This is a genomic window from Caballeronia concitans (genome assembly GCF_001544615.1).
Classification (GTDB): domain Bacteria; phylum Pseudomonadota; class Gammaproteobacteria; order Burkholderiales; family Burkholderiaceae; genus Caballeronia; species Caballeronia concitans.
In genome coordinates, this window is the sequence record NZ_FCNV02000014.1 from 24,906 (window position 1) to 49,564 (window position 24,659).

A 24,659-nucleotide genomic window follows, 5' to 3' on the forward strand; every position below is an offset into this window, starting at 1 on the left:
CAACATGGCCACTTACATCATGCTGCTCAACTGGACCGATCAGGGCGTGCGTACCGCCAAGGACACCGTGAATCGGGCGCGCGCATTCCGCGAATCGAGCAAGGCAATGGGCGTAACCATCGGCGCGATGCACTGGACGCTCGGCTCCTACGATCTCGTTGTCTCCTTCGACTCACCCGACGACGAAACGGCAACACGTCTTGGACTGGCGCTCGGCGGAATAGGCAACGTACGCACGACGACGATGCGCGCTTTCGGCGAGGACGAAATGGAGCGCATAGTCGGCGGACTCAAATAGATGCAAAAGGCGCAACGCACGCGCCATGCACACACGCGGGCGCTGCGCCAGTGTATCGTTGCTCACCATCGCCTTGTATTTGCACGAGGCATTTGAGTGAGCCAACGCACTATGGAAGCAAACATGTCGGCGCGCAATCGCCGCGCGGGCACGGCACTTGAAGTACTTCTGGTCTTTTTTAAACTCGGATTGACGTCGTTCGGCGGACCGGTCGCGCACATCGGCTATTTTCGCCGTGAGTTCGTCGAGCGGCGTCACTGGCTCAACGACGAAACCTTTACCGATCTCGTCGGCCTTTGTCAGTTCCTGCCCGGACCCGCGAGCAGTCAGGCGGGTTTCTCCATCGGCCTCTTGCGTGCGGGCTGGCTCGGCGGCATCGCGGCATGGTGCGGCTTCACGCTGCCATCGGTTGCGCTGCTGATCGGCTTTGCAAGCATTGCTCCGTCGATGCGCGGCCCATTCGGCAGCGGCCTGATTCACGGGCTGAAACTCGTCGCGGTTGCGGTCGTTGCGCAAGCCGTGTGGGAAATGGCGCGGCGATTGTGTCCGGATCATCGGCGGGCAGGAATCGCGCTCGCGACAATCGCATTGCTCGCCCTTATCGATACCGCTTACGCGCAACTCATCGCTATCTTGCTGGGTGCGCTGCTCGGCGTTGCATGGTACAGGACGAGCGGACCGGTGAGCATCGCAACGACGCACGAGCACACGCATGAGTTTCGCGTGTCGCGTTTCGCAGGCGCACTCGCGCTCATTGTCTTCTGTGCGCTTCTCGTCGGGCTCCCGGCACTCGCGTCGATCGATTCAACGCACACGGTCCGGATATTCGATGCGTTCTATCGCTCGGGCGCGCTGGTCTTCGGCGGCGGTCACGTCGTGCTGCCGCTTCTTCAGCAGGAAACCGTGGCGACGGGCTGGGTATCGTCGAATGCATTTCTCGCGGGATATGGCGCCGCGCAGGCCGTTCCAGGTCCGCTGTTCACGTTCGCTGCCTTTCTTGGCTGGACCATGACCGCGATGCAAAGTCACCTTTGCGGCGCCATGCTTGCGACGGTCGGCATCTTCCTGCCCGGTCTGCTTCTCGTGCTTGCCGCATTGCCTTACTGGCAAGCGTTGCGGGCGCGCCCGTCCACGGCCGCTGCGTTGTCGGGCGTGAATGCGGCCGTCGTCGGACTGCTGGCAATGGCGCTCTACTCGCCGGTCTGGACCAGCGCAGTGAATACCCGCTCCGACTTCGCCATTGCCGTCATTGGCTTCTTTCTTCTGACGCGCTGGAAGGTTCCGCCGCTCGTCGTGGTCATGCTTTGCGCATTCGCCGGTATTGCAGAAGCTGTCCTGCGTTAAATCGATGCTTATTTATGAATTGCCGAACGAAGCCGCTCGACCTGCCGATCCGACACCGGCCTCGCGTGATTACCCCATGTGCCCCTGATGAACGTGACCACGTCTGCGATCTGACTCGACGTGAGTTGATCGTTAAAGCCCGGCATCTTCTGCACGGCAGGCCCGGTCCCGGTCGCCGGACTCTTGCTTCCTTCAATGACGATACGCATGACGGAGGTCGGGTCATCCGACAGCACGGCAGGATTGCCCGCAAGCGCCGCTGCCTTGCCGGGTTGCCCGCTTCCATCGGCCTGATGACAACGCGCGCAGAACGACAGATACACGCCAGCGCCGGGCAATTCCTTCTCGCCGGTCTTCAGGCTTCGCTCGGTCTGCACTTTGGCGTGCGCGTTGTTGTCATAGCTGCCGTACCTGTGCTGCGGCGGCAGTGACTTGAGATACACCGCTATCGCGTTCAAGTCGGCATTCGTCATGTATTGCGTGCTCTCTTCGATCGCGGGCGCCATCGCACCGAAGGCGATTGCTCCGGCGCCGTGTCCCGTGCGCAAGAAATCGACGATGTCCTGTTGCGACCATCGCCCCAATCCGCTTCCCGGATCGCCTGTGAGATTCGGCGCCAGCCAGTGATCGTTCGCGCCGCCAGTCAGATACAGCGGTGACTTTTCGCTATAGCCAAGCTCGTTATAAGCAGGGCCGCGCGGCGTGTGACATGCGCCGCAATGTCCGAGACCTTGCACGATATAAGCGCCGCGATTCCATTGCGCGCTCTGCTTCCGGTCCGGCGCGTATTCATCGCGATTGCCGAACGCGAAGTCCCAGAACAGCATGCCCCAGCGCTGATTGAACGGAAACGGCAGATGCGTCTCGGGCGCGCGCTTCGCCGCGGGCTTGAGGCCGTGCATGAGGTAGGCATAGAGCGCGGTTACGTCGTCATCCGTCATATGCGCGAACGACGCATAAGGCATCGCGGGATAAAGACGCTTGCCGTCGCGACGCTTGCCATAGCGGATCGCGTCCGACAATTCCTTCAATGTATAGCGTCCGATGCCGTATACCGGATCGGGCGTGATGTTGCTGGCATAGATCGGCCCGAACGGGGAATTGACCGCCATGCCGCCGCCGAGCGGCGTGTGATCCGCGGCATCGTGACAGGCCGCGCAATCGCCCACCTTTGCGAGATATTCGCCGCGTGCGATGAGCTTCGGGTCACTCGTCATCGGTGATTGCGCGTCGATGTCGCGCGGAAGATGATCGTCCGCGCTTCCGCTGCATCCGGCGAGCACCGTGGCCGCTGCGAGCAGCATCGAGGCGATAAGGCGTGTCGAGCTTCTTGGCGCGTTCATATCAATGCCATTGACTGCAAGAGACGAGAAACACTTCCGCAAGGATCGTGAATACGATTCCGACGACGAATCCGCAACCGATCAACGCACTGCATAACGCAATAAAGCGCTTGCGGCTGATTTCCTCTTCTTCACGAGGCGGCTCTTCTTTCAACTCACTGTCTTTCGTCCGCTCCTTCATGCGTCGATGTTTCTTATGCAAAAAGATGAAGCCGCGCAAAGCAAGCGCCGCGCATACGAAGGAAATAAGCAGCGCGACGATGGATATCGCCCACAACCAGGCGTGCATATGCGCAACGCCGGGAGAGTCGAGCGGCACGGTCGTGTCGCAGGTCTGCGCGGAGATCGTTTCGGAGACGATCACTTGTAAGAGCCACGCGCCCGGCGAAAGGAAAAAGCCGGCGCCCGCGCACCATGCAAGGCGGCGCTTTTCAGCGTGAGTGAGTTTCAGCGCGTCGGATGCGGAGCCCTGCATCAATGGCCCCTCAGCCAGAACGGCGTCACGTAAAGCGAAGTGAAGATGAAGAGCCATACGACATCGACGAAGTGCCAGTACAAGCCGCCGATACGCATGGGCGCATTGCGCTCGGCATCGAAGTAACCGAGCGCGATCCATGTGGCCAGCAACACCAGAATCACGATGCCGACGAGCACGTGCGCCAGATGGAAGCCGGTGATCGTGTAGTACAGAGAGCCGTATAGATGGGCGCTCACGCCATATGCATGATCGTGCCATTCCTTCATCTGAATGCCGACGAAGAGACACCCGAGCAGAATGGCGATAACCATCAGCCAGAACGCCGGTCGTGTGCGGCTTTTCCTGAGCGTGCGTTCGGACAGCCACGCGAACACACTGCTCAATATCAGCACCGCCGTACTCATTGCGCCGATGCCGATCTTCGGCATGCCTTCGGGCGGCCACGCGAGTTGCGTCTGCGATTGCGAATAGAAATACGCGAAGATGAGATAACCGAAGAGACTCGCCTCGGTCACGACGAGCGCGAGCACGCCCCACCATCCGCCCGAATGTTCGCCCGCGCTGCCGACGGGAAGCGCGTCCCGCTTCTTCGCGCTGCGTGCCGGCGTGGTTTGTTCCGGCTTGGGCGGTTCACGTTGCGCGAGCGATCGACGAGGCCACATCCATGCAATGAGCGTCGCGCCGCTCGCGGCGAATGCGGCGAGCGTCATCGACGGCGATCGCAGCAGCATGCCGAGAAACGTCAGCGCGGTGAAGAGTCCGAGGAAGAACGGAGACCACGCGTCGTCCGGCATCTTGAGAATGACATCGGGCTTGCCGGTGAACGGATGCACGCCGAGCGACTCGCGCCCTTGATGAAGCAGGTAACCTTCTTCGAGACTCGAGCGCCGTCCCGACCGCTGCAAACGATCCTCCCACATCGGATGACGCGACTCGACAATCGGAAGCACCGCGAAGTTGTACGGCGGCGGCGGCGAAGGCAGCGACCATTCGAGGCCGGGCGCATCCCACGGATTCGACGGCGCGATCTTTCCGCGTCGTGCGGAGACGAGCGCGTTCACCGCGAACACCAGTACACCGATGCCCAGCAGGAATGAACCTATCGTCGTAATGAGATTCGACGTGTCCCAACCCATGCCGTCCGGATACGTGTAAATGCGGCGCGGCATGCCGAGAAGGCCCGAGATGTGCATCGGAAAGAAGCCGAGATTGAAGCCCACGAAGACGATCCAGAACGCGATCTTCCCGATGGTCTCGTTCATGAGCCGCCCGGTGAATTTCGGAAACCAGTAAGTTATGCCGCCGAATACCGGAAACACGTTGATGCCGAGCAGCACGTAATGCAAATGCGCCACGACGAAGTAAGTTTCGTTGAGTTGCCAGTCGAGCGGCACGGCGGCCGTCATCACGCCCGATACACCGCCGATCACGAACATCAGCACGAAGCTCGCGAAGTAGAGGAACGGCACGGTGAAGACGGGGCGGCCCATCCATATCGTCGCGATCCATGCGAAGACGGCGACCGCGCTCGGTATCGTGATGAGCACGCTCGCTGCGCCGAAGAACGCGAGCGCGAGCGGCGCGATGCCGGTTGCGAACATGTGATGAATCCATACTTCGAAGCCGATGATCATCGTGGCGACGGTGGACATCGCGACCGCCGCATACGCGACGAGCGGACGCCTGCTGAACGTCGGCAACGCGTCGGAGACGATGCCCATCGCAGGCAGCACGACCACGTAGACCCACGGATGCGCGAACATCCAGAAGAGGTGTTGCCAGAGCAACGGGCGGCCGTCGGCGGCGACGTCGAAGAAATGCGTGCCGATGTTGCGATCCATCCATAGCAGGAAGAACGCGAGGCTCACGGCGGGCACGGCGAGCAGGTTCGCGAACGAGACCGTCAGCGTGCCCCATACGATGATCGGCAGCCGGTCCACCGACATGCCCACCGCGCGCATGCGAAAGAGCGTCACGACGAAATTCACTGCGCCCACGGTCGTCGATATGCCGAGCAGCACCATGCCGAGCGAATAGACATCGATATTCGGGCCACGGCTATATTCGAGCGACGACAGCGGCACGTAGTTGAACCATCCCGCATTGGGCGCCTGACCGAACGGGAAGCTGCAATACAGAAACACGCCTGCGAACAGAAACACCCAGTACGAAAGCGCATTGAGGCGAGGAAACGCCATGTCGCGCGAACCGAGCATGAGCGGCCACAGAAAGTTGGCGAATCCACTCAGCACCGGCAGCGCGTACAGAAAGATCATCGTCACGCCGTGCATCGTGAAGAGTTGCGCGTACTGGTCGGGCGTGAGCAGCGTTTCGTTGGGCCGCGCGAGCTGCAGACGCATCAATAATGCTTCGACGCCACCGATCAGCAGAAACACGAACGCGGTGACGATATAGCGCAAGCCGATCTTCTTGTGATCGACCGTCGTGATGAAGCCGCGCCAGCCCGATTCGCCTTCCCATATCTCGCGCAAACGCTTCTCGTCTTCCGAACCTTGCGGCACGCGGCCAAAGTCCGGCTCTCGACGGAACGCGACGCGGTCCATCTGCTTCATGCTGCGATCGCTCGTTGCGGACATCGTGTCTTCCTTACCTGAGAGCAGCGAGATACGCCGACAAATCCCCCGCTTCGGCGGGCGTGAGTTTCATGTCGGGCATGAGCGTTCCGGGCTTGATCTCCTGCACGTGCTGAACCCAGTTCATCAGATTGTCCGGCGTATTGACGACCGTACCCGCCGCGATCAGCCTGCGCGACAGCACATGCGTGAGATCCGGTGCCTGCACGCCGGCGGCCGGGCTGCCGCGCACCGTATGACAGCCCGCGCACCGCTCTTCGAAGAGCTTCGCGCCGCGCACGGCCTGCACCGTGGACGGCGCAGGCGCAGGCGCGCGTTGAGCGGTCATCCATCGTTCGAATTCCGCTTGCGGCTCTGCATAAACCTCGAAGGCCATGTGTGCGTGCTGCAAGCCGCAATACTGCGTGCATTGCCCGCGAAACACGCCCGGGCGATCCGCCTGAATCCACTGCCGATTCACGACGCCCGGTATCGTCTGCGTCTTGCCGGATAGTTCAGGCACCCAGAAAGCGTGAATCACGTCGGCGCTCTTGAGTTGCACGAGCACCGGCACGCCTACGGGAATGTGCAGTTCATTGGCGGTCGTGAAGTGAGTCGGGCCGTCGCCGTAGTCGACTTTCCACCACCAGTCATACGCGGTCACGGTGACGGTGAGCGCGGGCGTGCGCGGCGGATCGGCGACTTCGGCCAGCACCATCAGCATGTAGACGCCGATGCCCAGCAGCGCGACCGTCGAAATAGCGGTGCCGACATAGACGAAGCTCACGCCGCCTTTCGATGTCAGCGCGCGCGGGTCCTGCTGCTTGCGACGCCGGAACATGGCGATGATGAGCATCACCGCGATGGCGAGACACACGAAACAGCAGATAGCCGTGAGTATCCAGTCGAGGCGCAGCACCGGATGTGCAGCCGGTCCCTTGCTGCGCAAAAAATACGCGAGCGGTGCCGATTCGTGCGCCACCGCTTCCTGACTCTCCGATGTTCCGTTGTCGGCCCACGCGCACAGGGCGTACAGCGCGACTACGCACGTCGCGCCGAGCCGGCATGTCCATGCCGAAAGCCGGCGTATCGCAATCACATTCGCTCCTTCGATGCCACGCTGGAGCACGCGAGATAGCAGTCCTCATACCTGCATGCATCGCGCATTCACTGCATCAGGTAAGTCGCATTAGTGAATGCTTTCGAACGTATTGATAGGGGCTTACGCTTTCACGACTTTCGCAAAGGCTTCTTTGACTTCCGCGCAGAACGTTTCAGCGACGACGGGCATCGGCTGCAATGCGTTCGTCACGATTTAAAGCTGGTCCTGCACGGCGGGCGCGAAGGCTCTCACCGCGACGCGCTGCTTCGCGTAGGCTGCGGTGACGGGATGGATCGCAAGATCGAAGCCAAATACTTCGACTTCCACATGTACGGCAAGTGATATTCAAACTTGCGGTGCCGCCGGCAACGGCCGGCCATGCGCGCGTTCACGGATCGCTCCGAAGTCGGCCGGCGGGCGATGCAAGTCGAGGCGGCGGCCGGCCTTCACGATCTGGCTAGGAATGTCATGGCCGATGAGCGCGGGCAGGCGCTTCGCGGCATCGATGAGGCCGCCGAGATTCACGCCCGTGTCGTAGCCCATGAGTTCAAGCGCATGCACGATCTCCTCGCTGCACACGTTGCCCGTCGCGCCCGGCGCATACGGACATCCGCCGATGCCGCCGAGCGACGCATCGAACCGGTGCGCTCCCGCGTCGATGCCCGCGAGCACGTTCGCGAGTCCCATGCCGCGCGTGTTGTGAAAGTGCAGCGTGAGTTCGGTGTCCGGCCAGCGCGTGCGAAACGCGCTCGCGAGCGCGGCCACCTGAGTCGGATACGCCATGCCGGTGGTATCGCATAACGTGACGCCGCGCGCGCCGATCGTGCCGATGAAAGCGTCGCACCACTCCATCACGGTGGACTCGGCCACGTTGCCCTCCATCGGGCAACCAAATGCACAGGATAACGAAACATTTATCGCGACACCCGTATCGCGTGCGATATGGGCCACCGCCGAGAGCGCGTCGAACGACTGGCTGCGCGTCATTCGCAGGTTCGCGAGATTGTGCGTTTCGCTCGCGGACATCACGAGATTCAATTCGTCCGCGCGGGCTTCGATTGCCCGCTCCGCGCCGCGCACGTTCGGCACGAGCGCGCTGTACACGACGCCTGGCCGGCGCTCGATGCCGCGCAGCACGGCATCCGCATCGCTCAAGGCAGGAATCACCCTAGGCGAAACGAACGCGGTCACTTCGATCTTCGCCACGCCGGCGCGCGACAAGGCATCGACGAGCGCGATTTTCTCTTCCGTCGCAACGAACGCGGACTCCGCCTGGAGGCCATCGCGCGTGCCGACTTCCTGCATGTAGATGCGCCGTCCGGCGCCGTTCCAGAGCTTCATGCGACCACCTTTCTGCCGCGCAATGCGGCGATATCTTGCGTCGAATAACCGAGTTCCCGCAGGACGTCGTCGGTGTCGTCGCCGAGTCCGGGGGCCGAACTGCGCACCGTGCCCGGCGTGCCGAGCAGCTTCGGCACGACGCCCGGCACTTCTACTTCGTAACCGTCGCGCGTGGTTTGAGAAAGGATCATGTCGCGCGCGCGGTAATGCGGATCTTCCGCGATGTCCTGCGCCGTGTAGACCTTGCCCGCCGGCACGCCCGCCGCGCCGAGACTTTCGAGGATATGCTGCACGGGTTGCGTGAGCGTCCACGCTTCGATGGCCCGATCGAGTTCGTCAGCGCGTGCGACACGTCCCGCGTTATCCGCGAGATCGGGCGCCGCGCCCAGATCGTCGCGGCCGATGGTCTGCATCAAACGCTTGAAGATGCTGTCGCCATTGCCCGCGATCAGCACGTACCCGTCCGAACAGCGATACGCATTCGACGGCGCAATGCCCGGCAGCGCGCTGCCCGCTGCTTCCCGCACCGCGCCGAACGCGCTGTACTCGGGAATCAGGCTCTCCATCACGTTGAAGACGGCCTCGTTCAACGCGACATCGATGACTTGCCCCTTCCCGCCATTCACCTTGCGATGATAAAGCGCAGTGAGAATGCCGATGGTGCCGTGCAGCGCCGCGAGCGTATCGCCGATGGAGATGCCGCAACGCACCGGCACCCGCCCAGGCTCGCCGGTCAGATGCCGCAGCCCGCCCATCGCTTCGCCGATCGCGCCGAAGCCCGGCAGATCACGAAAAGGCCCGGTCTGCCCATAGCCCGAGATGCGCAGCATGACGAGGCCGGGATTGACGCTCGACAGTTCGTCCCAACCGAGCCCCCAGCGTTCGAGCGTGCCCGGACGGAAGTTTTCGATCAGCACGTCCGCTTCGGCAATCAGCTTGCGGGCGATGTCCTAGCCTTCCGGACTGCGCAGATCGAGCGCGATGGAGCGCTTGTTGCGCGATTGCACTTGCCACCATACCGATGTGCCGTCCTTGATGAGACGCCAGTTGCGCAACGGGTCGCCGCTGCCGGGCGCTTCGATCTTGATGACGTCCGCGCCGAACTCGCCGAGCGTCTTGCCTGCGAAGGGCCCTGCGATCAGCTGCCCCATCTCGATGACGCGCACGCCTTGCAAAGCGGCAGCGGACATGACGTTGTTCATGGGTGATGCTCCTTCAGATGTCTTCCCTATCTCGGGGCTTTACGATGATTGCGCATTTATCGCGCAACGGCATGTTCTTCGCGCACGCGCAGTCTTGCGGGCAAGGCGAAGATCAACATGGCCGCGCAGACGAGCGCAATGCCGCCGATCACATACAGCGCCGGTGTCGTGCTGCCCGTGACGTCCTTGATATGGCCCACCATCACCGGGCTGACGATGCCGCCCAGTTGACCCAGCGTGTTGATGAGCGCGATGCCGCCTGCTGCGCCCGCGCCCGTCACGAGCTTCGGCGGCAGCGCCCAGAAGGCCGGAACGGACGCGATGATGCCCGCGCCCATCACCGCGAGCGCGGCGATCAGAAGGCTCGTGTGCTTGTCGAAGATACCGGCGCACAGGAAGCCGATTGCAGCGAGCAGCATCAGCCCCGCGACGAAACGGCTGCGATGGCCGCTCGCATCGGACAGGCGGCCGACCGCGACCATCGTGATCGCGCCGCACAGATACGGGACGGCGGTGAGGAAGCCGATCGTCGTCGGATGCGTGATGCCCGACGTGCGAATCAGATGAGGCGCCCAGAAATTGAGGCCGTAAGAGCAGACCTGGATCATGAAGTAGACGAGCCCGAGTTTGAGAAAGCCGGGCGTCTTCAGCGCGCCGATCAGCGAGTGTCCGCCGATGTGCCGGTTTTGATCGGCGATCCGGTTCGACAGCATGGCCTGTTCATCGCGCGTGAGCCACGTCGCGTCTTCGATGCGGTCCTTCAGCACCTTGAACACGAGATAGCCGAGCGCCACACAGGGCAAGCCGCCGACCAGAAAGAGCCAGTGCCAGCCGCGCATGCCGAGCACGCCTTCCATGTTCGCCAGTACGAGACCCGCGACAGGACCGCCGAGAATCCCCGCGAACGCCGAAGCCAGAAACAGCATGGACGTGATGCGGCCGCGATACGCCACCGGAAACCATAGCGTCAGATAGAAAAGGACGCCGGGTGCGAAGCCCGCTTCCATCGCGCCGATCAGAAAGCGCAGCGTGTAGAACTGCCATTCGGTCTGCACGAAGGCCATCAACGCAGTCGCGATGCCCCACGAAATCATGATCCGGCAGATCCAGCGGCGCGCGCCGACCTTGTAAAGCATCATGTTGCTGGGCACTTCGAAAAGCACATAGCCCACGACGAAAAGACCCGCGCCGAGGCCATAGGCCGTATCGGTCAGGCCGAGATCGCTTTGAAGCGCGAATTTGGCGAAGCTGATGTTGATGCGGTCGAAGAATGCGAACAGATAGCAAACCATGATGAGGGGCATGATTCGCCATGCGACCTTGCGCACGGTGCGCGCTTCGTCGGGAGTCGGCAGGTCGATGCTGGCCGATAGGGTCTCGTTCATGTTCGTCTCCGGTTATCGCCGGACTCCGTGCGCTCATCGCTATGCATGGAGTGCGGCTGCCAATAAGAATCGGGCGCTCTGGTGGCGCATGGAGACATACTGATGGCGCGGCCTACGACGGAGAAGCGCAAAGAGGCGAAACGAGCTTTCGCGGTCTGCGAAAGCTGAAGCGGTGTCAGTTCGATGTCGACCGACTACTCTGCGTCTTGCAGAGATGATCGACGAGAAGGCGCACGTGGCGCGAAACTGCATTCGGGTCCCGCATGCCGATCAAAAGCTGGCGCTCGGTCCATGCGTCCTTCAGGGGAACCTGACGCAGATTGAGCGATCGCACGAGCGCATGCACGGCCAGCGATGGAAGCACCGCGACGCCCATGCCCGCCGCAACCATTTGAAGCATGGCGTCGAAGCTGCGTACCCGGATGCGCAACTTGAGATGCCGCCCCAGCGCTTCCGCTTCCATCTGCATGCGTTCGGCGAGCGAGGTGCCCTTCGAAAGACTCACGAAGTCGTATTCGAGTGCTTCTTCGAAGGCGATGGAACGCCGCGCGGCCAAAGGATGCGACCGGGGCATGACGAGCACGAGGCGATCGGCGTGATAGTTCGTCAAGTGAATGCCCAGGGCCGGCGTGCGGTCCGCGAAGATGCCGAGATCCGCACGGCCGTCGAGCAACGCGAGCACGATGTCCCTGCTGTTTTGCTCTTCCAGCTCGATGCGTATGCCCGGGTTCGCCTCCGTGAAGCTCGCGATGTCGGACGGCAGGAACTGCGTGATCGCTGACGTGTTCGCCCATAGTCGCACGATGCCGACCATGCCGGACGCATAGTCCGATAGATCGGCGGCGAGCCGGTCGACATCGTGAAGAATGCGTTGCGCGTGATCGTACAAGGCCTGCCCCGCGACGCTGCGCGTGACGCCGCGAGAATGGCGTTCCAGAAGGCTCGCGCCCACGGCCCCTTCGAGGTCCGAGATGCGCTTGCTCGCCGCTCCGACCGCCAGATTGGCCAGTGCCGCGCCTTTGCTGATGCTGCCGGCCCGGACGATCAGACTGAACAGGGACAGAGAAACCAGATCGAGGCGGTGCAGGTTCATCGCAAGTCACTCTCAAAGTATTGCGTCATTCGGCGGCGCAAAGGCGCAAACGTGCCGATGCAGGCAAAGCGCTTGCTGATCGATTCCCGCGCTTATGCCATCTCAGACACTGGAGGACATCTTGACGACTTCACGCCTCGGGGCATACGTGCCCGCACCACATGACAATGTGGCATGCGTTATTCAATTGATGTCCACGCCACCCGATGAACCATCGGACGCCGATAGCGACGACCTCGACGATCTTCTCGACGAGACCGGCGCCGTCACCAATCGAAGCGATGGCAAGACCGGCACGGATACCGAGGCCGAGCCGAATCGCAAGTCATGACCTCTCGCGGGCGATGCGCGATCAACGCGGCAGTGCCCTCGCCTGCCGCACGTCCGATGCCCGCGCGAATTTCCCCGCGCCCAAATGGTGAATCGTATGTAATTCTGCATTCGATTCATCGAGACTCCAGTGGCCGTTCGCAAACACGCGCTCGTCCGCCGCGGCCGCGACGACTTCCGCGAAACACGTGTCGTACGCGGCTTCCGTATGCGGCTCGCTGATCAGCCGGCATTCGAGCCACGCGGCGCAGTCCTGCTCGATGAGCGGCACGCCGAGTATTTGGCCTTTTGTCGATTGAATACCGAATGCATCGAACTTGTCGATGTCGCGGCCGCTCGCCGTGCCAACGGCATACGTCAGGTCGATCGCCGCCGCTCCCGGCACACAGACGCCGAACGATCCGCTCGCCGCGATGAGTTCGCGCGTGTACGTGCTCTTGTCGATCACGATAGCGATGCGCGGCGGCGTGAATTCGACGGGCATCGACCAGGCGGCGGCCATTATGTTGCGGCGCTCGCCGTGGGCGCTCGTCACGAGCACGGTCGGGCCATGATTGACGAGGCGGCTCGCGTGTTCGAGCGCGACGGGGACGAATCGGGACATGGGCGGAATCCGTTTGGACTAAGAGACGCGAGATTGTAGGCGTTATCGGGACGGAGCACGCTGCCGGCTCCTCCGATGCGCGCGCCTTTGATTTCGCGGAGAATCAACTAGATGCGCGCGGTCGCTTCGCATTTTTGCAGTGCAACAGCACACGGCATATCGTGCGGGCGGCGATAGCCGTTGGCATTTTGTATGCCGCAGGAAACGTCTTGCATTCAAGGAGCAGCAGATGGCACGCGAAATCATTCGTGTGGAACCGTTGTCCAGCTGGCTCGAGCGCTGGAAGGCGCCGACCTCCGTTGCCACGCGTCATGGCGACACGGTCTACGTGTCCGGTCTTCCGCCCTTCGATCCGCAGACCGGCGAAGTGCTCGATGCGCCCATCGAACAGCAGACGCAACGCGTGCTGGAGCAACTGAAGCTGTGCGTCGAGACGGCGGGATCGTCGCTGGATCAGGTGCTCAAGTGCAATGTCTATTGCACGTCGGTCGAACTGTTTCCCGTCGTCAACGAGATCTATGCGCGCTTCTTCGGACCGGAGCCGCCTGCCCGCATCTTCATCAACGTGCCCGCATGGCCCGGACGTTTCGACATCGAGATCGACTGCGTGGCAGCGGTCTAAGCCAGAGGTGTGCATCATCGCGACTCACTCGATATTCGAAGGCGGTTATTAACGGCAGCCTTCGCGCCGACTTTAGGGTTTTTTATCTGGCGAGCCGTTCGCCGGGAACATCTTTCAATTCTCTGTAAAAACGCGCCAAAAAAACTTCAGACGATTCTTATCGAATTGATAAGCACATGATATGCTCTTATCCAACTCAGAAAGATAAACATCGCATGAGCGCACGGGGTGAGTGGCTAATCAGTAAGTCGTGATACTGCGCGGGGTCCAGACATTTCGCTGAGAGAAAGCTTTCGCTTTAATTAGACATCCAAAAGAATTCGAGGCTCATACGAGGGCCGGCTGTAGTCACTAGCAGAACACGAACAAAAGCACCTCAGGTGCAGCACGATTTTCCAGTACGGGGAGACCAACCCATGCAGTTTCGCAGCATTCATGTTGCGCCGCTTCTGCTCGCCCTCGCGCTTGGCGTGTCGGCGTGCAAAGACAGCGAGAAAAGCCAGTCCACGCGTGAAGGCGACGTCCCGGTGACCGTCGCGACGGTGCGCACAGAACTCGAACACAAGAACTTCGGCCAGGCGGCATCGCTCGCCGACAAACTCACTGCCTCCAATCCGAACGATGTCGATGCCTGGATGATCGCCGCCGACGCGCGTTCGGCAGTGGGCAATCGCATCGACGCGCTGGCTGCGCTGGAAAGCGCGATGAATCACGGCATGCGCGACATCACGCGCCTCGATGCCGATTCCTATCTCGATCCGCTTCGGTCGTCGAGCGAATACGAAGCGCTGCTCATGCGCTTCGGGCTCATGCGGCCGCTCGCGAAGGCCGGCGATACCTCGATCGTCGAAACGTCGACAGGCACGGTGGTGCGTGCCGGCGACGTGTCCGTCTCTCTTCCGAACGACAAGTAATCCATCACACGCAACGACATGACTTTCTTCAAACAGAAACTGCTGAGCGTCGCGGTCGCGGCGCTCGTCATCACGCCTTGCGCCCACGCGCTCGATATCGAGGCACGCGGCGTCGGTTCCGCTGCGATCACGGGCGACGTCAACTCCGTGCGTACCGTGGCGCTGCGTCAGGCGAAGCGCAATGCGGTGCTGTCCGCGCTCGACAGGGTCGTCGGCGCGGGAACGAGCCGCAACGCCGACGTGCAGGCGAAGCTCGACGACCTCGTCGTGCAGATCGGCGACGAAGCGTTCTATGACGTCACACCGAGTTCCGCCGACGGCCAGTATCAGGTCAAGGTGACGCTTCGCATGGACGACAAGGCGCTGCGCAGCGAGATCAGCGATCTCGGTCTCGCGCTGAACACGAACGCCACGCGCAGTCAGCCGATTCTCGTGATGATGGACGAGTTCTTCACCACGCCGACCAATCTTCGCGCCCCGCTCGAAGAACTCACTGAATTCCGCCACGAAGCCGGCTCGCATTACAACGAAAAGGAAGCCGCGTCGAGTTCGAAACATGCCGCGTATGCGGCGAGCAGCGATGCCGCTTATGCGTCGAAGGAACAGGTCGCGTTCGCCGTGAACGACAAGTCGGCCAATCACGTGAACGCTGCGTACAACGCGAACGTCGCGGGCGCCGCGCAAGACAGCTACGGAAACGCGGCGGCAATGTCCGCGAGCGGCTCGGGCCGGCTCGATGCTTCGAGCCAGAACAGTCATCAGGCGGCGGGCGCAGCGTCCCGTCAGGTGGCCGCTGCGGCGAGCAGCCGGGTCGCGGCGGCGTCATCGTCGAATTCGGCTTACGCGCATAACGTGAACGCCGAAGATCACGACAACACGTACTTCCGCAAGCTCGTGAAGTACCAGCCGCAAAACACCGGACCCGACCGCAAGAACTACACGTATAACGAGCTGAAAGGCCAGCTCGGCGATCTCGACATCAAGGTGCTCGACAACGCGATCTTCAAGAGCCGCTACTTCGGCGACCGCGCCATCACGCTGGATCAGTTGGAGAACGGCGCGGAACTCACCAAGTACGTCGACTACGCGCGCAAGGACGCGACGGCCGACTATCTGATGATCGGCTCGTCGGTGATCTACGATCTCGGCGTCGATAAAAACTCGGGCCAGGAGTCGTGCACGGGCGTCGCCAGCACGAAGACGTTCTCGACCAAGACCGGCGAAGACATCGGCTCCGCCACGCAATCGGAAGCCGCGATCGGCGCATCGCCGGACGATTGCCGCGCACGCCTCGCCGTCAAGCTCGCGGGCAGCCTCGGCAATCAGGTCGGCAAGCGCATTCAGGAGTTCGTCAAGAAGCGCACGATGTACGGCGCCGAATACACGATCCGTCTCACGGGCGACAATCTTCCGCTCATGACGCGCACGGCATTCGGCCAGGCGCTGAAGTCGGTGCCGGGTCTCGACAAGGCCACGCAGCGTCAGGCCGGCGCCGGCCAGGTGGAAATGATCGCGACGTATCGCGGCAGCGATCCGCTCGATCAGGCAATCGCGATGGCGCTCGGCACCAACCCGCAGTTCGCGAGCCTCGATTCGGCCGTGGACGGCAACGTCATCACGCTGTGCATGAACGGCTGCAAGAAGGCGGTGCACTGAGATGCGCACGAAAGTTTCCGCACTGATCGCCGCGCTCGCTTTAATAGGCGTGCCGCACGCGCAGGCCGCGCAATCGGTCGGCCTGTATGTCGTGCCCGGCATCTTCTTCGACGACGTCGCGCCCGGCTCCGATCGCACCGCATCGGCGAGCAGCAAGATCGATCCCGGCTTTCGCGCATCGCTCGATATCGGGCAGACGGTCGCGCTGCTTCAGCAACGCGCACAGGCGCATTTCTCCGCGCTCGAACCGACCATCGACAGCAAGAACCGTCTGCGCACGCTGGCCTTGTCCGTGCAGGTGACGCGCGTCTCGCGCTATCAGATCGACAAGAGCGACGGCACGACGGACGTCTACTTGCCGATCACGCTGAGCGTGTACTTCAGCAATCCGGTCACGGGCGAAGTGCTGCAGTCGTTCAGTCAAACGCGCTATGACGTGATGACCGTGCAGCAATCGCTGTCACACGCCGATCTCGATGCGAAGGTCGCCGCGGCGTATCGCGCAGGTTTCGCCGCGCTGCTCGACAGCACGCTCACGGCGGCATCGAGCCAGTTCAGTCCGTACGTCATCGAAGCGACCGTGGCGGACACGTGGCGCGGCTTCACGCTGCTCGACAAGGGATCGCAGTCGGGCATCGGCAAGGGCGACGTGCTCGATGCCGGCGACGCCGAAGTGCGCGTGGTCTACGCCGGCCAGAGTTACGCGGTCGCGGTTCCGGTGCTCGGCAAGCCCGCGAGCGGCGCGGTGTTCAGCCGCCCCGGCACGATGGCGCTCTCCGACGTGCGCAAGCCGCGCGTGCTGGCGATCGTGAGCGATGGCAACAGCGACCTGTCCGATGCCGTCAGCACGCAGCTTTTCACCGACCGCCTCGGCAGTAACGCGCCGTTCGCCACGCTGCCGCTCAACGCGAACTTCAGTCAGGTGCAGGCGTCGATCGACAGCCATACCGGAATCGGTCATGACGTGAGCGGCAAACGCGCGCTGCCGAACTACTTTATCCGCATGGTGTTGCCGCCCGCGCGTCACTACACGCTCGCGACCAATCTCGCCTACAAGACGCAGCAGCACTATCAGGCGTGGGCGTTCGCGGAACTCGTATCGAAAGACGGGCGCGTGCTGTATGCAGCGGACGTGGATCAGCGCATCGACGATACCGTGACCAATCAATCCGGCTTCAACGTCGCGGACAGAAAGGAAGTAATCCTTAAGAATGCGCTCAGCGATCTCGCCGACCGCTTCGCGAAAGAGGTGCGCTTCAAGCCGGTGACGCTGAACGTGACCGATGCATCGTCCGATACGTTTCAGATCGACGATCCCGGCATGAACCTGCAGCCCGGCGACAGCTTTCAGGTGTCGCACGACGCGGGCCGTCCGGGGAACATCACCGAACACGTGCTCGTGCCGACGTGGGAAGCGCGCGTCGTGAGCCGCAACGGCAATACCGTCGTCGCGTCCACGGACCTCGCCGTCGCGGGCGATCCGCCGCGCCCTTCGCGTGGCGATGTCGTGCTGCTGGACGGCATTGCGAACGCATCGGCGAGCGCGCAGCGGCTGGCGTTCTGTCCGTCGGACAAGAATCAGATCGGCTCGGTCACGCTCGATCGCTTCAACCAGCTCGCGTATGCAAGCGCGACGCGTGCGCCCATCACGCTCGTCGATCCCACGCTCGCGGCGCTCGTCAAGGCACGCGTGAACGGCACGACCGGTTTCTCGACGACGCTCGAACTCAAGCCGGCCGTCTATGACCGCTGCCTCCAGGCGCTGAACCGCATCGATCAGAAAGACCAGCATTGCGAAAGCGGCGCATGCGCGACCGTCTACAACGTGCGTCTCGCGTACCGTCAGAAAGCGGGCGACACGGTCGCGGGGCAAGCCATTCTCGAACATGGCTTCACGACGAACGCGTATCCGGCCTCGACCGACAAGTCGAATATCGCCGAACTACAGAACGTGGATCTCGACGCGGACACGCGCTCGGGTCTCGATGGTGTCATGAAGCAACTCCTCAAAACCAACTAGAAATAACTCTCACGGGAACACATCGCATGAAAACCTACTCCGCATTGCTCGGCGCCCTCATCGTGACCGGCCTCGCCACCCAGATGCCGCAAGCCAACGCTTTCGGCCTCGGCAATCTGACCTCGGCGATTCCGGGTGTGGGCGGCAGCGCATCGGCGAGCACGGTGACCGGCTCCGACATCGATCTCTTCATCAAGACCGCGCAGGACGCGGACACGATGATCGCCACGTCGTCGCGCTACATTTTCCGCGCGATCGAAGGCAAGGAAGCCATCGCGAAGCAGGAAGCCGAACTTGCAGCGGCGAACGCGATCGCCGATCCGGCCGAGAAGGCCGCGGCCATCAACAAGATTCGCGAAGACGAAGCGACGGCCGTTCAGAAGGCGCTGGCAAGCAGCGACATTCAGCAGAAGCTCGCCGCGATGAACAAGGATCAGTTGAAGGCGTTCGGCAACGCGGCATTCACCTACTTCCTGGGCGTGCTGAAGGACAAGCAACTGGCCGACGGAAGCCGCGCGCTCGTGACCGGCGTCGCCGCGAATCCGATGCTGCTCCCGCGTCTCGCCGCACTGAAGGATGTCGCCACGTCCGTGAGCGCGCAGGCCGTCAGCACCGCGAAGATCGGCGAAGGTCTGGTTCGTCTGTCGAGCACGGGCAAGATTGCCGCGCTGCCGAAGTCGGCTTCCGAAGATCAGAAGCCGGTCGAAACGCTGTAAGCGTCAATCGGCAATTCATCGATCGAGCGTGAATCCGACATCGTCCGGATTCACGCTCGCGCATCCAGATCATTCGATTCGATAGCAGGACATCATGAAGAGACTCACGTTCGCGGCGGCCATCGTTCTTTCGGCGTTGTCGATCAACGCGCACGCCGAGATGCGCTGCGGGATCATCACCAACACACTCCCCGGCGGCGATCTGGTGCTGGACGATCGCGACGCTGCCTGGACGCTCGACCAGAACGGCGTGCCCGACAACATGCCTCCTACCAATCGCGGTGAGCAATGCGGCTGCGTCACCGGCACGACGGACGCACAGACGCACACGTTCACCAGCGTGACGGGCGGCAAGCTGAAGCCGATGAAAGTCTGCGATGCAGACAAGAAACTCACTCAGGCATTCAAGGCGCGATATCACCTGGCCAATTGAAACGCGGCTGCGTCTCGCACAAATCCGTTCCTCGACATTCCTTATGAGCCGCTTAAGAAAGGCTTGGCACTAGAAAAATAAAAACGCGAAATAAAAGCGAACTGAAAGTCCTTGTTCATCGACTCGCCGCATTTCCAAAGCACAGTAACCGACTTCCGCAAGACGTTCATCAACAGCAAACGGAGTCGAGGCATGAGGAAGACGAACAAGCGCGCAGTCCCGCAACGCCCCATCGCCGCCGCGATCCTCGCGGTGGCCGCATTGCATGCGTCGATTGCAATGGCAGGCGACGACGATCATCGCGGCCACGATCGCGACAACAACCATGCCCACGCGATCAAGCATGTGATGCTCATCAGCTTCGACGGCATGCACGAGCAGGACGTGGCGCGATGCATCGCGTCCAATACGTGTCCCAACATCGCGCTGCTGGCAAAGGACGGCACGACTTACACGAACGCGCATACGCCCGGCCTGTCGGATTCGTTTCCGGGACTCGCCGCGCTCGTGACGGGCGGCTCGCCCAAGACCGCCGGACTCTTCTATGACGTGTCCTACGACCGCACGCTCTACTCGCCGTCGGACTCGAATTGCACCGGTCCGCAAGGCTGGAACGTGGTCTTCGATGAAACCACCGGCATCGATGCGAAGAATGGCGGCGCGCTCACGCATCTCGATGGCGGCGGCGCGTTCAATCCGCAGGCCATTCCGCATGCGAAGGTCAATGGCGTGTGCAAGCCGGTGTATCCGCACGACTATGTGAAGACGAATACCGTTTTCGAGGCGATCAAGGCGGGCGTGCCGAACGCGCGCACCGCGTGGGCCGACAAGCATGCATGGGGTTATGACTGGCTCAACGGACCGTCGGGCGCGGGCGTCGATGATCTGATGCGCACGGAGATCAACTCCATTGATCCGAAGACGCAGACGGACTACACCGACGTCTATACCCATACCGAAGTGTTCGACGATCTGCATGTGCAGGCGTTGATCAATCAGATCGATGGCAAAGATTCCGCGGGCACGGCATCGGCCGCTGTGCCGACGCTCTTCGGCGCGAACTTCCAGACGTTGAGCGTGGCGCAGAAGGCGCCAGTCGCGAAGAGCGGCGGCTATCTCGATGCGAGCTTCACGCCGGGAACGCAAGTGAGCGCGGCCATCAAGTATGTCGATGCATCGCTCGGCCGCATCGTGGCGGAACTGAAGCAGCGCAATCTCTATCAGTCGACCGCGATTGTCGTGACGTCCAAGCATGGTCAGTCGCCGGCGGATCACAGCAAGCTCGTCAAGAACGGCGACACGCTTTCCAAGCTGCTTCAGACGAACAATTATCTCGATCCCAACGGCAACTACGGCCAGAACGCGACGAAGAGCGGCAATCTGAACGACGGCACCGGGCTCGTCAATACCGGCTTCGCGCAAACGGACGACGTCGGGCTCATCTGGCTGCGCGATCAGCATCAGCTTGCGCAGGTCGTCAAGACGCTGAAGGACAATCTGAGCTGCAACGCGCCCGGCATCTGCGCCGATGGTCCGTATGCATATCTGCTCTATGGTCCGCGCATGACGGCCGCATTCGGCGATCCGCGTGAAGGCCGCACGCCCGATATCATCGTGCAGCCGAATCCGGGCGTGATCTATACGTCGAGCACATCGAAGGACGCGGAACACGGCGGCAATGCACCGGACGACAATCATCTCGCACTCGTGGTCTATGCGCCCGGCGGCAAGCACGCGGGCGGCACGGTGAACGATCGCGTGCTGACGACGCAAGTCGCCCCCACGATGCTGAATCTGCTCGGCGTGGATGCGAAGCGTCTGCACTCGGTCGTGGCCGAAGGCACGCAAGCGCTGCCGGGCTTCGATGGCGATCACGGTCATGATCACGATCGCGATCACGACCGCGACTGATCGCTCCATGCGAATCAGCGGCTGAAAAAGCACCGTCGCGGCGCGCTCGCGGGCGCGTCGTGATGGTACGTTGCATCGCCAAGACACCCTTAGCCACCGGCATCGATGAGTAGAAATTTCATATGAACACAAAAGGTGACGGAACAAATACCTAGAGCGCTCGCGGTAAAAGCATGCTAGATGCGTCGCGCTAAGACTTTCTTAAGTAATGGTTGACTAAACTTTGAGCACTTCAACGAGCGAAGCAATATCCGCTTCTGCACTCGTTCTCTCAAGCGGAGCATCCATGCAAGAAAGAAGCGCACTCACTGTCAAGGTTCCTGAAGTTACTTTTGGCTTCTGGCTCATCAAGATCGCAGCCACGACGCTCGGTGAAACCGGCGGCGACGCGGTGTCCATGTCGATGAAGCTCGGCTATCTGGTCAGCACGATTATCTTCGCGATCGTATTCATCGCCGCTGTCACCGCGCAGATGAAGGCCCGCAAATTTCATCCCGCGCTTTACTGGCTCACTATCGTCGCGACGACGACCGTCGGCACCACGATGGCGGATTTCGCCGATCGCTCGCTCGGGATCGGCTACGCAGGCGGCAGTGCGATTCTGCTTGCGTTGCTGCTGATTTCACTCGGCGTGTGGTATCGCGTGACGGGTTCGGTATCGGTGAAGACCGTGTCATCGCCGCGCGCCGAAATCTTTTATTGGGTGACGATCATGTTCTCGCAGACGCTCGGCACGGCGCTCGGCGACTGGACCGCCGATACCGCGGGCCTCGGCTACACGGGCGCCGCGCTGATCTTCGGCGGGTTGCTCGCGCTGACCGCGATTGCCTACTTCGCGACGCGCATCTCGCGCACGTTCCTGTTCTGGAGTGCGTTCATTCTCACGCGACCGCTGGGCGCGGTGCTGGGCGATTTCCTCGATAAACCCATCGCGCAAGGCGGACTGGATTTGAGCCGTTACGGAGCATCGCTCGCGCTCGTGACGTTCATGCTCGTCTGCATGCTGATGTTCAGGCAGCGCCCGGCTTCGGCCATGCATTGAAGGGGCCACAGGCATCGTGCCCCGCGCTCACGATTCTGTTCGCGCTATAAAGCCCCGAACGTCGCCGTGAAGATGACCCCGCGCATCGGCTGCTCGCGATGCGTAAGCGCAATCTCCCCGCGATGCGCCTGCACGATCTCCTTCGCGATCGCGAGCCCGAGCCCGGTCCCTTCGGTATCGGCGGATGCGCGATAGAACGGCTCGAACACGCGGCTGCGCGCTTCGGCGGGAATGCCGGGGCCGTCATCGGTGACGGTGAGCGTCACGCGAGTTTCGTCGCGCGCCACCGCGACGGTCACATGCCCGCCCGCTTGCGTATAGCGAATCGCGTTCTCGGTCACGTTATGAACGAGCGCCGACAGCAATCCCTGATGCCCGATCATCCACGCTGATTCGGCCAGCTCCGCGCCGAGGTTGATGTCGTGCTTCTGCGCGAACATCGCGAGATCTTCGATCACGTCCTGCGCAATCGCAGCGAGATCCACCTTCTGTCTCGCGAGCTGCGTGTAGTCCGCGGCTTCCGCCTGCGCGAGCAGCAACAGCTTGTTGGTCAGGCCGACCATCGACCGGTTGCTGCGCTGCATTGCCGCGAGCGCTTCTGAAAGCGTCGGCTCCATCTCGCGATGCTGCCGCGCGAATTGCAGTTGCGTTTCCAGCAGCGTGAGCGGTGTGCGCAACTGATGCGCGGCATCCGCGATGAAGCGCCGTTGCGCCGCCACCTGAAGCCCGAGCCGCGCGATGCACTGATTGATCGCCTCGACAATGGGCCGCAACTCCGTATGCATTCGCTCGACGCGCAAGGGTTCGAGCTGCATCGGATCGCGATCCATCACCTCTTCCTTCACCTTCAGGAGCGGCCGCAATTCGAACGTCAGGCCGATGCACGTCAGCGCCACCGCAAGCAGCACCATCTCGATCTGCCGCACGAGTTGCGGACGCCAGATTTCGCGGAGCATCGCATCGCGCGAAGCCTGCGTCTTGCCGATCGAAACGAGCACGCTGCGGATCGCGCCGTTGTCATACATCTGGCGCACCATGCCGACCGCGCGGATCGGCTTGCCATGTATGGCGGCGTCGTAGAAGACCGGTGAATCATGGGCCGCCGACGTCTTGCGCGTCGGAAAGTCGGGCGCGCCCGCGAGCAGACGCCCATCGTCGACGCTGACGTTGTAGAAGACCTGATCGCCTTGCGGCGACGCGAACACTTCGAGCGCGGCAGGCGGAATGTCCACAAGCAGGCGGCCATCGGACCACTCCACTTCGCCCGCTATCATCCGCGCCGAAGCGAGCAGCGTGTTTTCCTGCACGAGATCGGCGGTGTGACGGGCGTTGTCGTACGCGGCCTTGCCGGTCACGAACACATAGATCGCGAGCGGCACGAGCAGCCACCACAACAGGCGAATGCGCAAGCTATTGGTCATCGTCCTTCTTGCGCAGCAGATAGCCGAGCCCACGCAGCGTGACGATCGCGGCCGAACTGCCGTCAAGCTTCTTGCGCAGCCGCGACACGTAAATTTCGACTGCGTCCTCGCTCGGCTGATCTTCATGCGAGAAGATCGCATCCAATAGCGATGCCTTCGAGACCGTCTTGCCGAGACGCAAGATGAGCGCTTCGAGCACGCTGCGCTCGCGCGGCGTCACGTTGAGCGGCGCGCTCTTGAGCGTGAACTGGCGCGTGTCGATATCGAAGACGAGATCGCCGCACGCGACTTCGTTCGCCGTCGATGACGAGCGCCGCCGGATCATCACCTTCACGCGCGCAACGAGTTCGCGGACTTCGAACGGCTTCACCAGATAATCGTCCGCGCCCGCGCCGAGCAATTCCACTTTCTCGTCGATGGAACCGCTCGCGGTCAGGATCATCACCGGCGTCGCATCGCCGCGCTGTCGCATGCGGCGCAGTACGTTCTTGCCCGATAGTCTCGGGAGATTCAGATCGAGCAACACGACATCGTATTGATTCGTGCGCAGCAGTTGATCGGCGGATTCGCCGTCCTGCACGGCTTCGAGCACGAACGCGTCCTGTTCCAGCATCTTCGCGAGCCAGAGAGAGAGCGTCGGATTGTCTTCGACGAGAAGCAGCTTCATGGTGCGCGATTGTAGAGGTGTCTCGCGCAATGAACGCATCGGGTTAACACCCATGTTTTCGCATCGTCGCAGAAAGCTGGCAGAAGGTTTCGCGTTCCTATAATCGCCGCACACAATCGAAAAGCGGGTCGCACTACATCACGGCCCACACTCAAGGAGACTTC

General features: G+C 61.9%; 22 protein-coding genes and 1 pseudogene. 12 read left to right on the top strand and 11 right to left on the bottom strand.

Annotation, left to right across the window (positions count from 1 at the left end; translation table 11 throughout):
* Positions 1-4: 4 nt before the first annotated feature.
* Complete coding sequence (locus AWB72_RS24190) at positions 5-298, top strand: GYD domain-containing protein (protein ID WP_040053428.1); 294 nt, start codon at positions 5-7, stop codon at positions 296-298.
* A gap of 111 nt (positions 299-409) precedes the next feature.
* Positions 410-1,642 carry a chromate efflux transporter gene (gene chrA, locus AWB72_RS24195; RefSeq protein ID WP_040053429.1) on the top strand — a complete coding sequence of 411 codons (1,233 nt, stop codon included), beginning with the start codon at positions 410-412 and terminating at the stop codon, positions 1,640-1,642.
* 8 nt (positions 1,643-1,650) lie between these two features.
* Here chrA and AWB72_RS24200 read toward each other — a convergent pair whose 3' ends face one another.
* The 4 genes from AWB72_RS24200 to coxB are packed head-to-tail and all read right to left on the bottom strand — an operon-like array spanning position 1,651 to position 7,063.
* Entirely contained in the window at positions 1,651-2,985 is a 1,335-nt protein-coding gene (locus tag AWB72_RS24200; RefSeq protein ID WP_040053430.1) for a c-type cytochrome, read from the bottom strand.
* A gap of 1 nt (position 2,986) precedes the next feature.
* Entirely contained in the window at positions 2,987-3,517 is a 531-nt protein-coding gene (locus AWB72_RS24205; RefSeq protein WP_244285732.1) for a hypothetical protein, read from the bottom strand.
* Entirely contained in the window at positions 3,460-6,060 is a 2,601-nt protein-coding gene (ctaD, locus tag AWB72_RS24210) for a cytochrome c oxidase subunit I (RefSeq protein ID WP_052450147.1), read from the bottom strand. Before ctaD ends, AWB72_RS24205 begins: the two co-directional genes overlap by 58 nt.
* Positions 6,061-6,070: 10 nt before the next feature.
* Positions 6,071-7,063 carry a cytochrome c oxidase subunit II gene (coxB, locus tag AWB72_RS24215; protein ID WP_244285739.1) on the bottom strand — a complete coding sequence of 331 codons (993 nt, stop codon included), beginning with the start codon at positions 7,061-7,063 and terminating at the stop codon, positions 6,071-6,073.
* 165 nt (positions 7,064-7,228) lie between these two features.
* On the opposite strand from coxB, the gene AWB72_RS28665 reads away from it, so the two are divergent.
* On the top strand, positions 7,229-7,480 hold the full coding sequence (locus tag AWB72_RS28665; protein ID WP_143754678.1) for a hypothetical protein: 252 nt from the start codon (positions 7,229-7,231) through the stop codon (positions 7,478-7,480).
* 3 nt (positions 7,481-7,483) lie between these two features.
* Here the strand turns inward: AWB72_RS28665 and AWB72_RS24220 are convergent, their stop codons facing one another.
* From AWB72_RS24220 to AWB72_RS24235, 4 genes and pseudogenes are all read right to left on the bottom strand, one after another.
* On the bottom strand, positions 7,484-8,479 hold the full coding sequence (locus tag AWB72_RS24220; RefSeq protein ID WP_040053432.1) for a hydroxymethylglutaryl-CoA lyase: 996 nt from the start codon (positions 8,477-8,479) through the stop codon (positions 7,484-7,486).
* A pseudogene (locus tag AWB72_RS24225) lies at positions 8,476-9,681 on the bottom strand (CaiB/BaiF CoA transferase family protein). The gene AWB72_RS24220 and the pseudogene AWB72_RS24225 overlap by 4 nt, the downstream one beginning before the upstream one ends.
* Before the next feature lie 56 nt (positions 9,682-9,737).
* Entirely contained in the window at positions 9,738-11,066 is a 1,329-nt protein-coding gene (locus AWB72_RS24230; RefSeq protein ID WP_052450148.1) for an MFS transporter, read from the bottom strand.
* 175 nt (positions 11,067-11,241) lie between these two features.
* Positions 11,242-12,159: a LysR family transcriptional regulator gene (locus AWB72_RS24235; RefSeq protein ID WP_040053433.1), complete on the bottom strand. Its 918-nt coding sequence runs from the start codon at positions 12,157-12,159 to the stop codon at positions 11,242-11,244.
* Between the two features lie 121 nt (positions 12,160-12,280).
* Here AWB72_RS24235 and AWB72_RS28670 point away from each other — a divergent pair, with 121 nt between their 5' ends.
* Entirely contained in the window at positions 12,281-12,490 is a 210-nt protein-coding gene (locus tag AWB72_RS28670) for a hypothetical protein (protein ID WP_143754679.1), read from the top strand.
* A gap of 21 nt (positions 12,491-12,511) precedes the next feature.
* Here AWB72_RS28670 and AWB72_RS24240 read toward each other — a convergent pair whose 3' ends face one another.
* On the bottom strand, positions 12,512-13,093 hold the full coding sequence (locus tag AWB72_RS24240; RefSeq protein WP_040053435.1) for a flavin reductase family protein: 582 nt from the start codon (positions 13,091-13,093) through the stop codon (positions 12,512-12,514).
* Between the two features lie 229 nt (positions 13,094-13,322).
* Here AWB72_RS24240 and AWB72_RS24245 point away from each other — a divergent pair, with 229 nt between their 5' ends.
* The 8 genes from AWB72_RS24245 (at position 13,323) to AWB72_RS24280 (ending at position 22,407) form a co-directional block, all read left to right on the top strand.
* Positions 13,323-13,715, top strand: a complete 393-nt coding sequence (locus AWB72_RS24245) for a RidA family protein (protein WP_040053436.1) — start codon at positions 13,323-13,325, stop codon at positions 13,713-13,715.
* Positions 13,716-14,131: 416 nt separating this feature from the next.
* Complete coding sequence (locus AWB72_RS24250) at positions 14,132-14,629, top strand: hypothetical protein (protein WP_040053437.1); 498 nt, start codon at positions 14,132-14,134, stop codon at positions 14,627-14,629.
* 18 nt (positions 14,630-14,647) lie between these two features.
* A complete protein-coding gene (locus AWB72_RS24255) occupies positions 14,648-16,285 on the top strand; it encodes a hypothetical protein (RefSeq protein WP_040053438.1) in 1,638 nt (545 codons plus the stop codon).
* 1 nt (position 16,286) lies between these two features.
* Complete coding sequence (locus tag AWB72_RS24260) at positions 16,287-18,305, top strand: hypothetical protein (protein ID WP_040053439.1); 2,019 nt, start codon at positions 16,287-16,289, stop codon at positions 18,303-18,305.
* Between the two features lie 26 nt (positions 18,306-18,331).
* On the top strand, positions 18,332-19,021 hold the full coding sequence (locus tag AWB72_RS24265) for a hypothetical protein (protein ID WP_040053440.1): 690 nt from the start codon (positions 18,332-18,334) through the stop codon (positions 19,019-19,021).
* A gap of 94 nt (positions 19,022-19,115) precedes the next feature.
* Positions 19,116-19,454, top strand: a complete 339-nt coding sequence (locus AWB72_RS24270) for a DUF4087 domain-containing protein (RefSeq protein WP_052450149.1) — start codon at positions 19,116-19,118, stop codon at positions 19,452-19,454.
* Positions 19,455-19,733: 279 nt separating this feature from the next.
* Entirely contained in the window at positions 19,734-21,365 is a 1,632-nt protein-coding gene (locus AWB72_RS24275; RefSeq protein ID WP_208863185.1) for an alkaline phosphatase family protein, read from the top strand.
* Between the two features lie 286 nt (positions 21,366-21,651).
* Positions 21,652-22,407: a COG4705 family protein gene (locus tag AWB72_RS24280; RefSeq protein ID WP_040053441.1), complete on the top strand. Its 756-nt coding sequence runs from the start codon at positions 21,652-21,654 to the stop codon at positions 22,405-22,407.
* A gap of 44 nt (positions 22,408-22,451) precedes the next feature.
* Here the strand turns inward: AWB72_RS24280 and AWB72_RS24285 are convergent, their stop codons facing one another.
* Positions 22,452-23,828, bottom strand: coding sequence for a sensor histidine kinase (locus tag AWB72_RS24285; RefSeq protein WP_040053442.1), 1,377 nt, complete (start codon positions 23,826-23,828; stop codon positions 22,452-22,454).
* A complete protein-coding gene (locus tag AWB72_RS24290; protein ID WP_040053443.1) occupies positions 23,818-24,495 on the bottom strand; it encodes a response regulator in 678 nt (225 codons plus the stop codon). Before AWB72_RS24290 ends, AWB72_RS24285 begins: the two co-directional genes overlap by 11 nt.
* Positions 24,496-24,659 lie beyond the last annotated feature (164 nt).

Coding starts and splice junctions, on each gene's coding strand:
- AWB72_RS24190 (WP_040053428.1), top strand. CDS start 5: ATGGCCACTTACATCATGCTGCTCAACTGGACCGATCAGGGCGTGCGT.
- chrA (WP_040053429.1), top strand. CDS start 410: ATGGAAGCAAACATGTCGGCGCGCAATCGCCGCGCGGGCACGGCACTT.
- AWB72_RS24200 (WP_040053430.1), bottom strand. CDS start 2,985: ATGAACGCGCCAAGAAGCTCGACACGCCTTATCGCCTCGATGCTGCTC.
- AWB72_RS24205 (WP_244285732.1), bottom strand. CDS start 3,517: ATGGCTCTTCATCTTCACTTCGCTTTACGTGACGCCGTTCTGGCTGAG.
- ctaD (WP_052450147.1), bottom strand. CDS start 6,060: ATGTCCGCAACGAGCGATCGCAGCATGAAGCAGATGGACCGCGTCGCG.
- AWB72_RS24220 (WP_040053432.1), bottom strand. CDS start 8,479: ATGAAGCTCTGGAACGGCGCCGGACGGCGCATCTACATGCAGGAAGTC.
- AWB72_RS24230 (WP_052450148.1), bottom strand. CDS start 11,066: ATGAACGAGACCCTATCGGCCAGCATCGACCTGCCGACTCCCGACGAA.
- AWB72_RS24235 (WP_040053433.1), bottom strand. CDS start 12,159: ATGAACCTGCACCGCCTCGATCTGGTTTCTCTGTCCCTGTTCAGTCTG.
- AWB72_RS24240 (WP_040053435.1), bottom strand. CDS start 13,093: ATGTCCCGATTCGTCCCCGTCGCGCTCGAACACGCGAGCCGCCTCGTC.
- AWB72_RS24245 (WP_040053436.1), top strand. CDS start 13,323: ATGGCACGCGAAATCATTCGTGTGGAACCGTTGTCCAGCTGGCTCGAG.
- AWB72_RS24250 (WP_040053437.1), top strand. CDS start 14,132: ATGCAGTTTCGCAGCATTCATGTTGCGCCGCTTCTGCTCGCCCTCGCG.
- AWB72_RS24255 (WP_040053438.1), top strand. CDS start 14,648: ATGACTTTCTTCAAACAGAAACTGCTGAGCGTCGCGGTCGCGGCGCTC.
- AWB72_RS24260 (WP_040053439.1), top strand. CDS start 16,287: ATGCGCACGAAAGTTTCCGCACTGATCGCCGCGCTCGCTTTAATAGGC.
- AWB72_RS24265 (WP_040053440.1), top strand. CDS start 18,332: ATGAAAACCTACTCCGCATTGCTCGGCGCCCTCATCGTGACCGGCCTC.
- AWB72_RS24270 (WP_052450149.1), top strand. CDS start 19,116: ATGAAGAGACTCACGTTCGCGGCGGCCATCGTTCTTTCGGCGTTGTCG.
- AWB72_RS24275 (WP_208863185.1), top strand. CDS start 19,734: ATGGCAGGCGACGACGATCATCGCGGCCACGATCGCGACAACAACCAT.
- AWB72_RS24280 (WP_040053441.1), top strand. CDS start 21,652: ATGCAAGAAAGAAGCGCACTCACTGTCAAGGTTCCTGAAGTTACTTTT.
- AWB72_RS24285 (WP_040053442.1), bottom strand. CDS start 23,828: ATGACCAATAGCTTGCGCATTCGCCTGTTGTGGTGGCTGCTCGTGCCG.
- AWB72_RS24290 (WP_040053443.1), bottom strand. CDS start 24,495: ATGAAGCTGCTTCTCGTCGAAGACAATCCGACGCTCTCTCTCTGGCTC.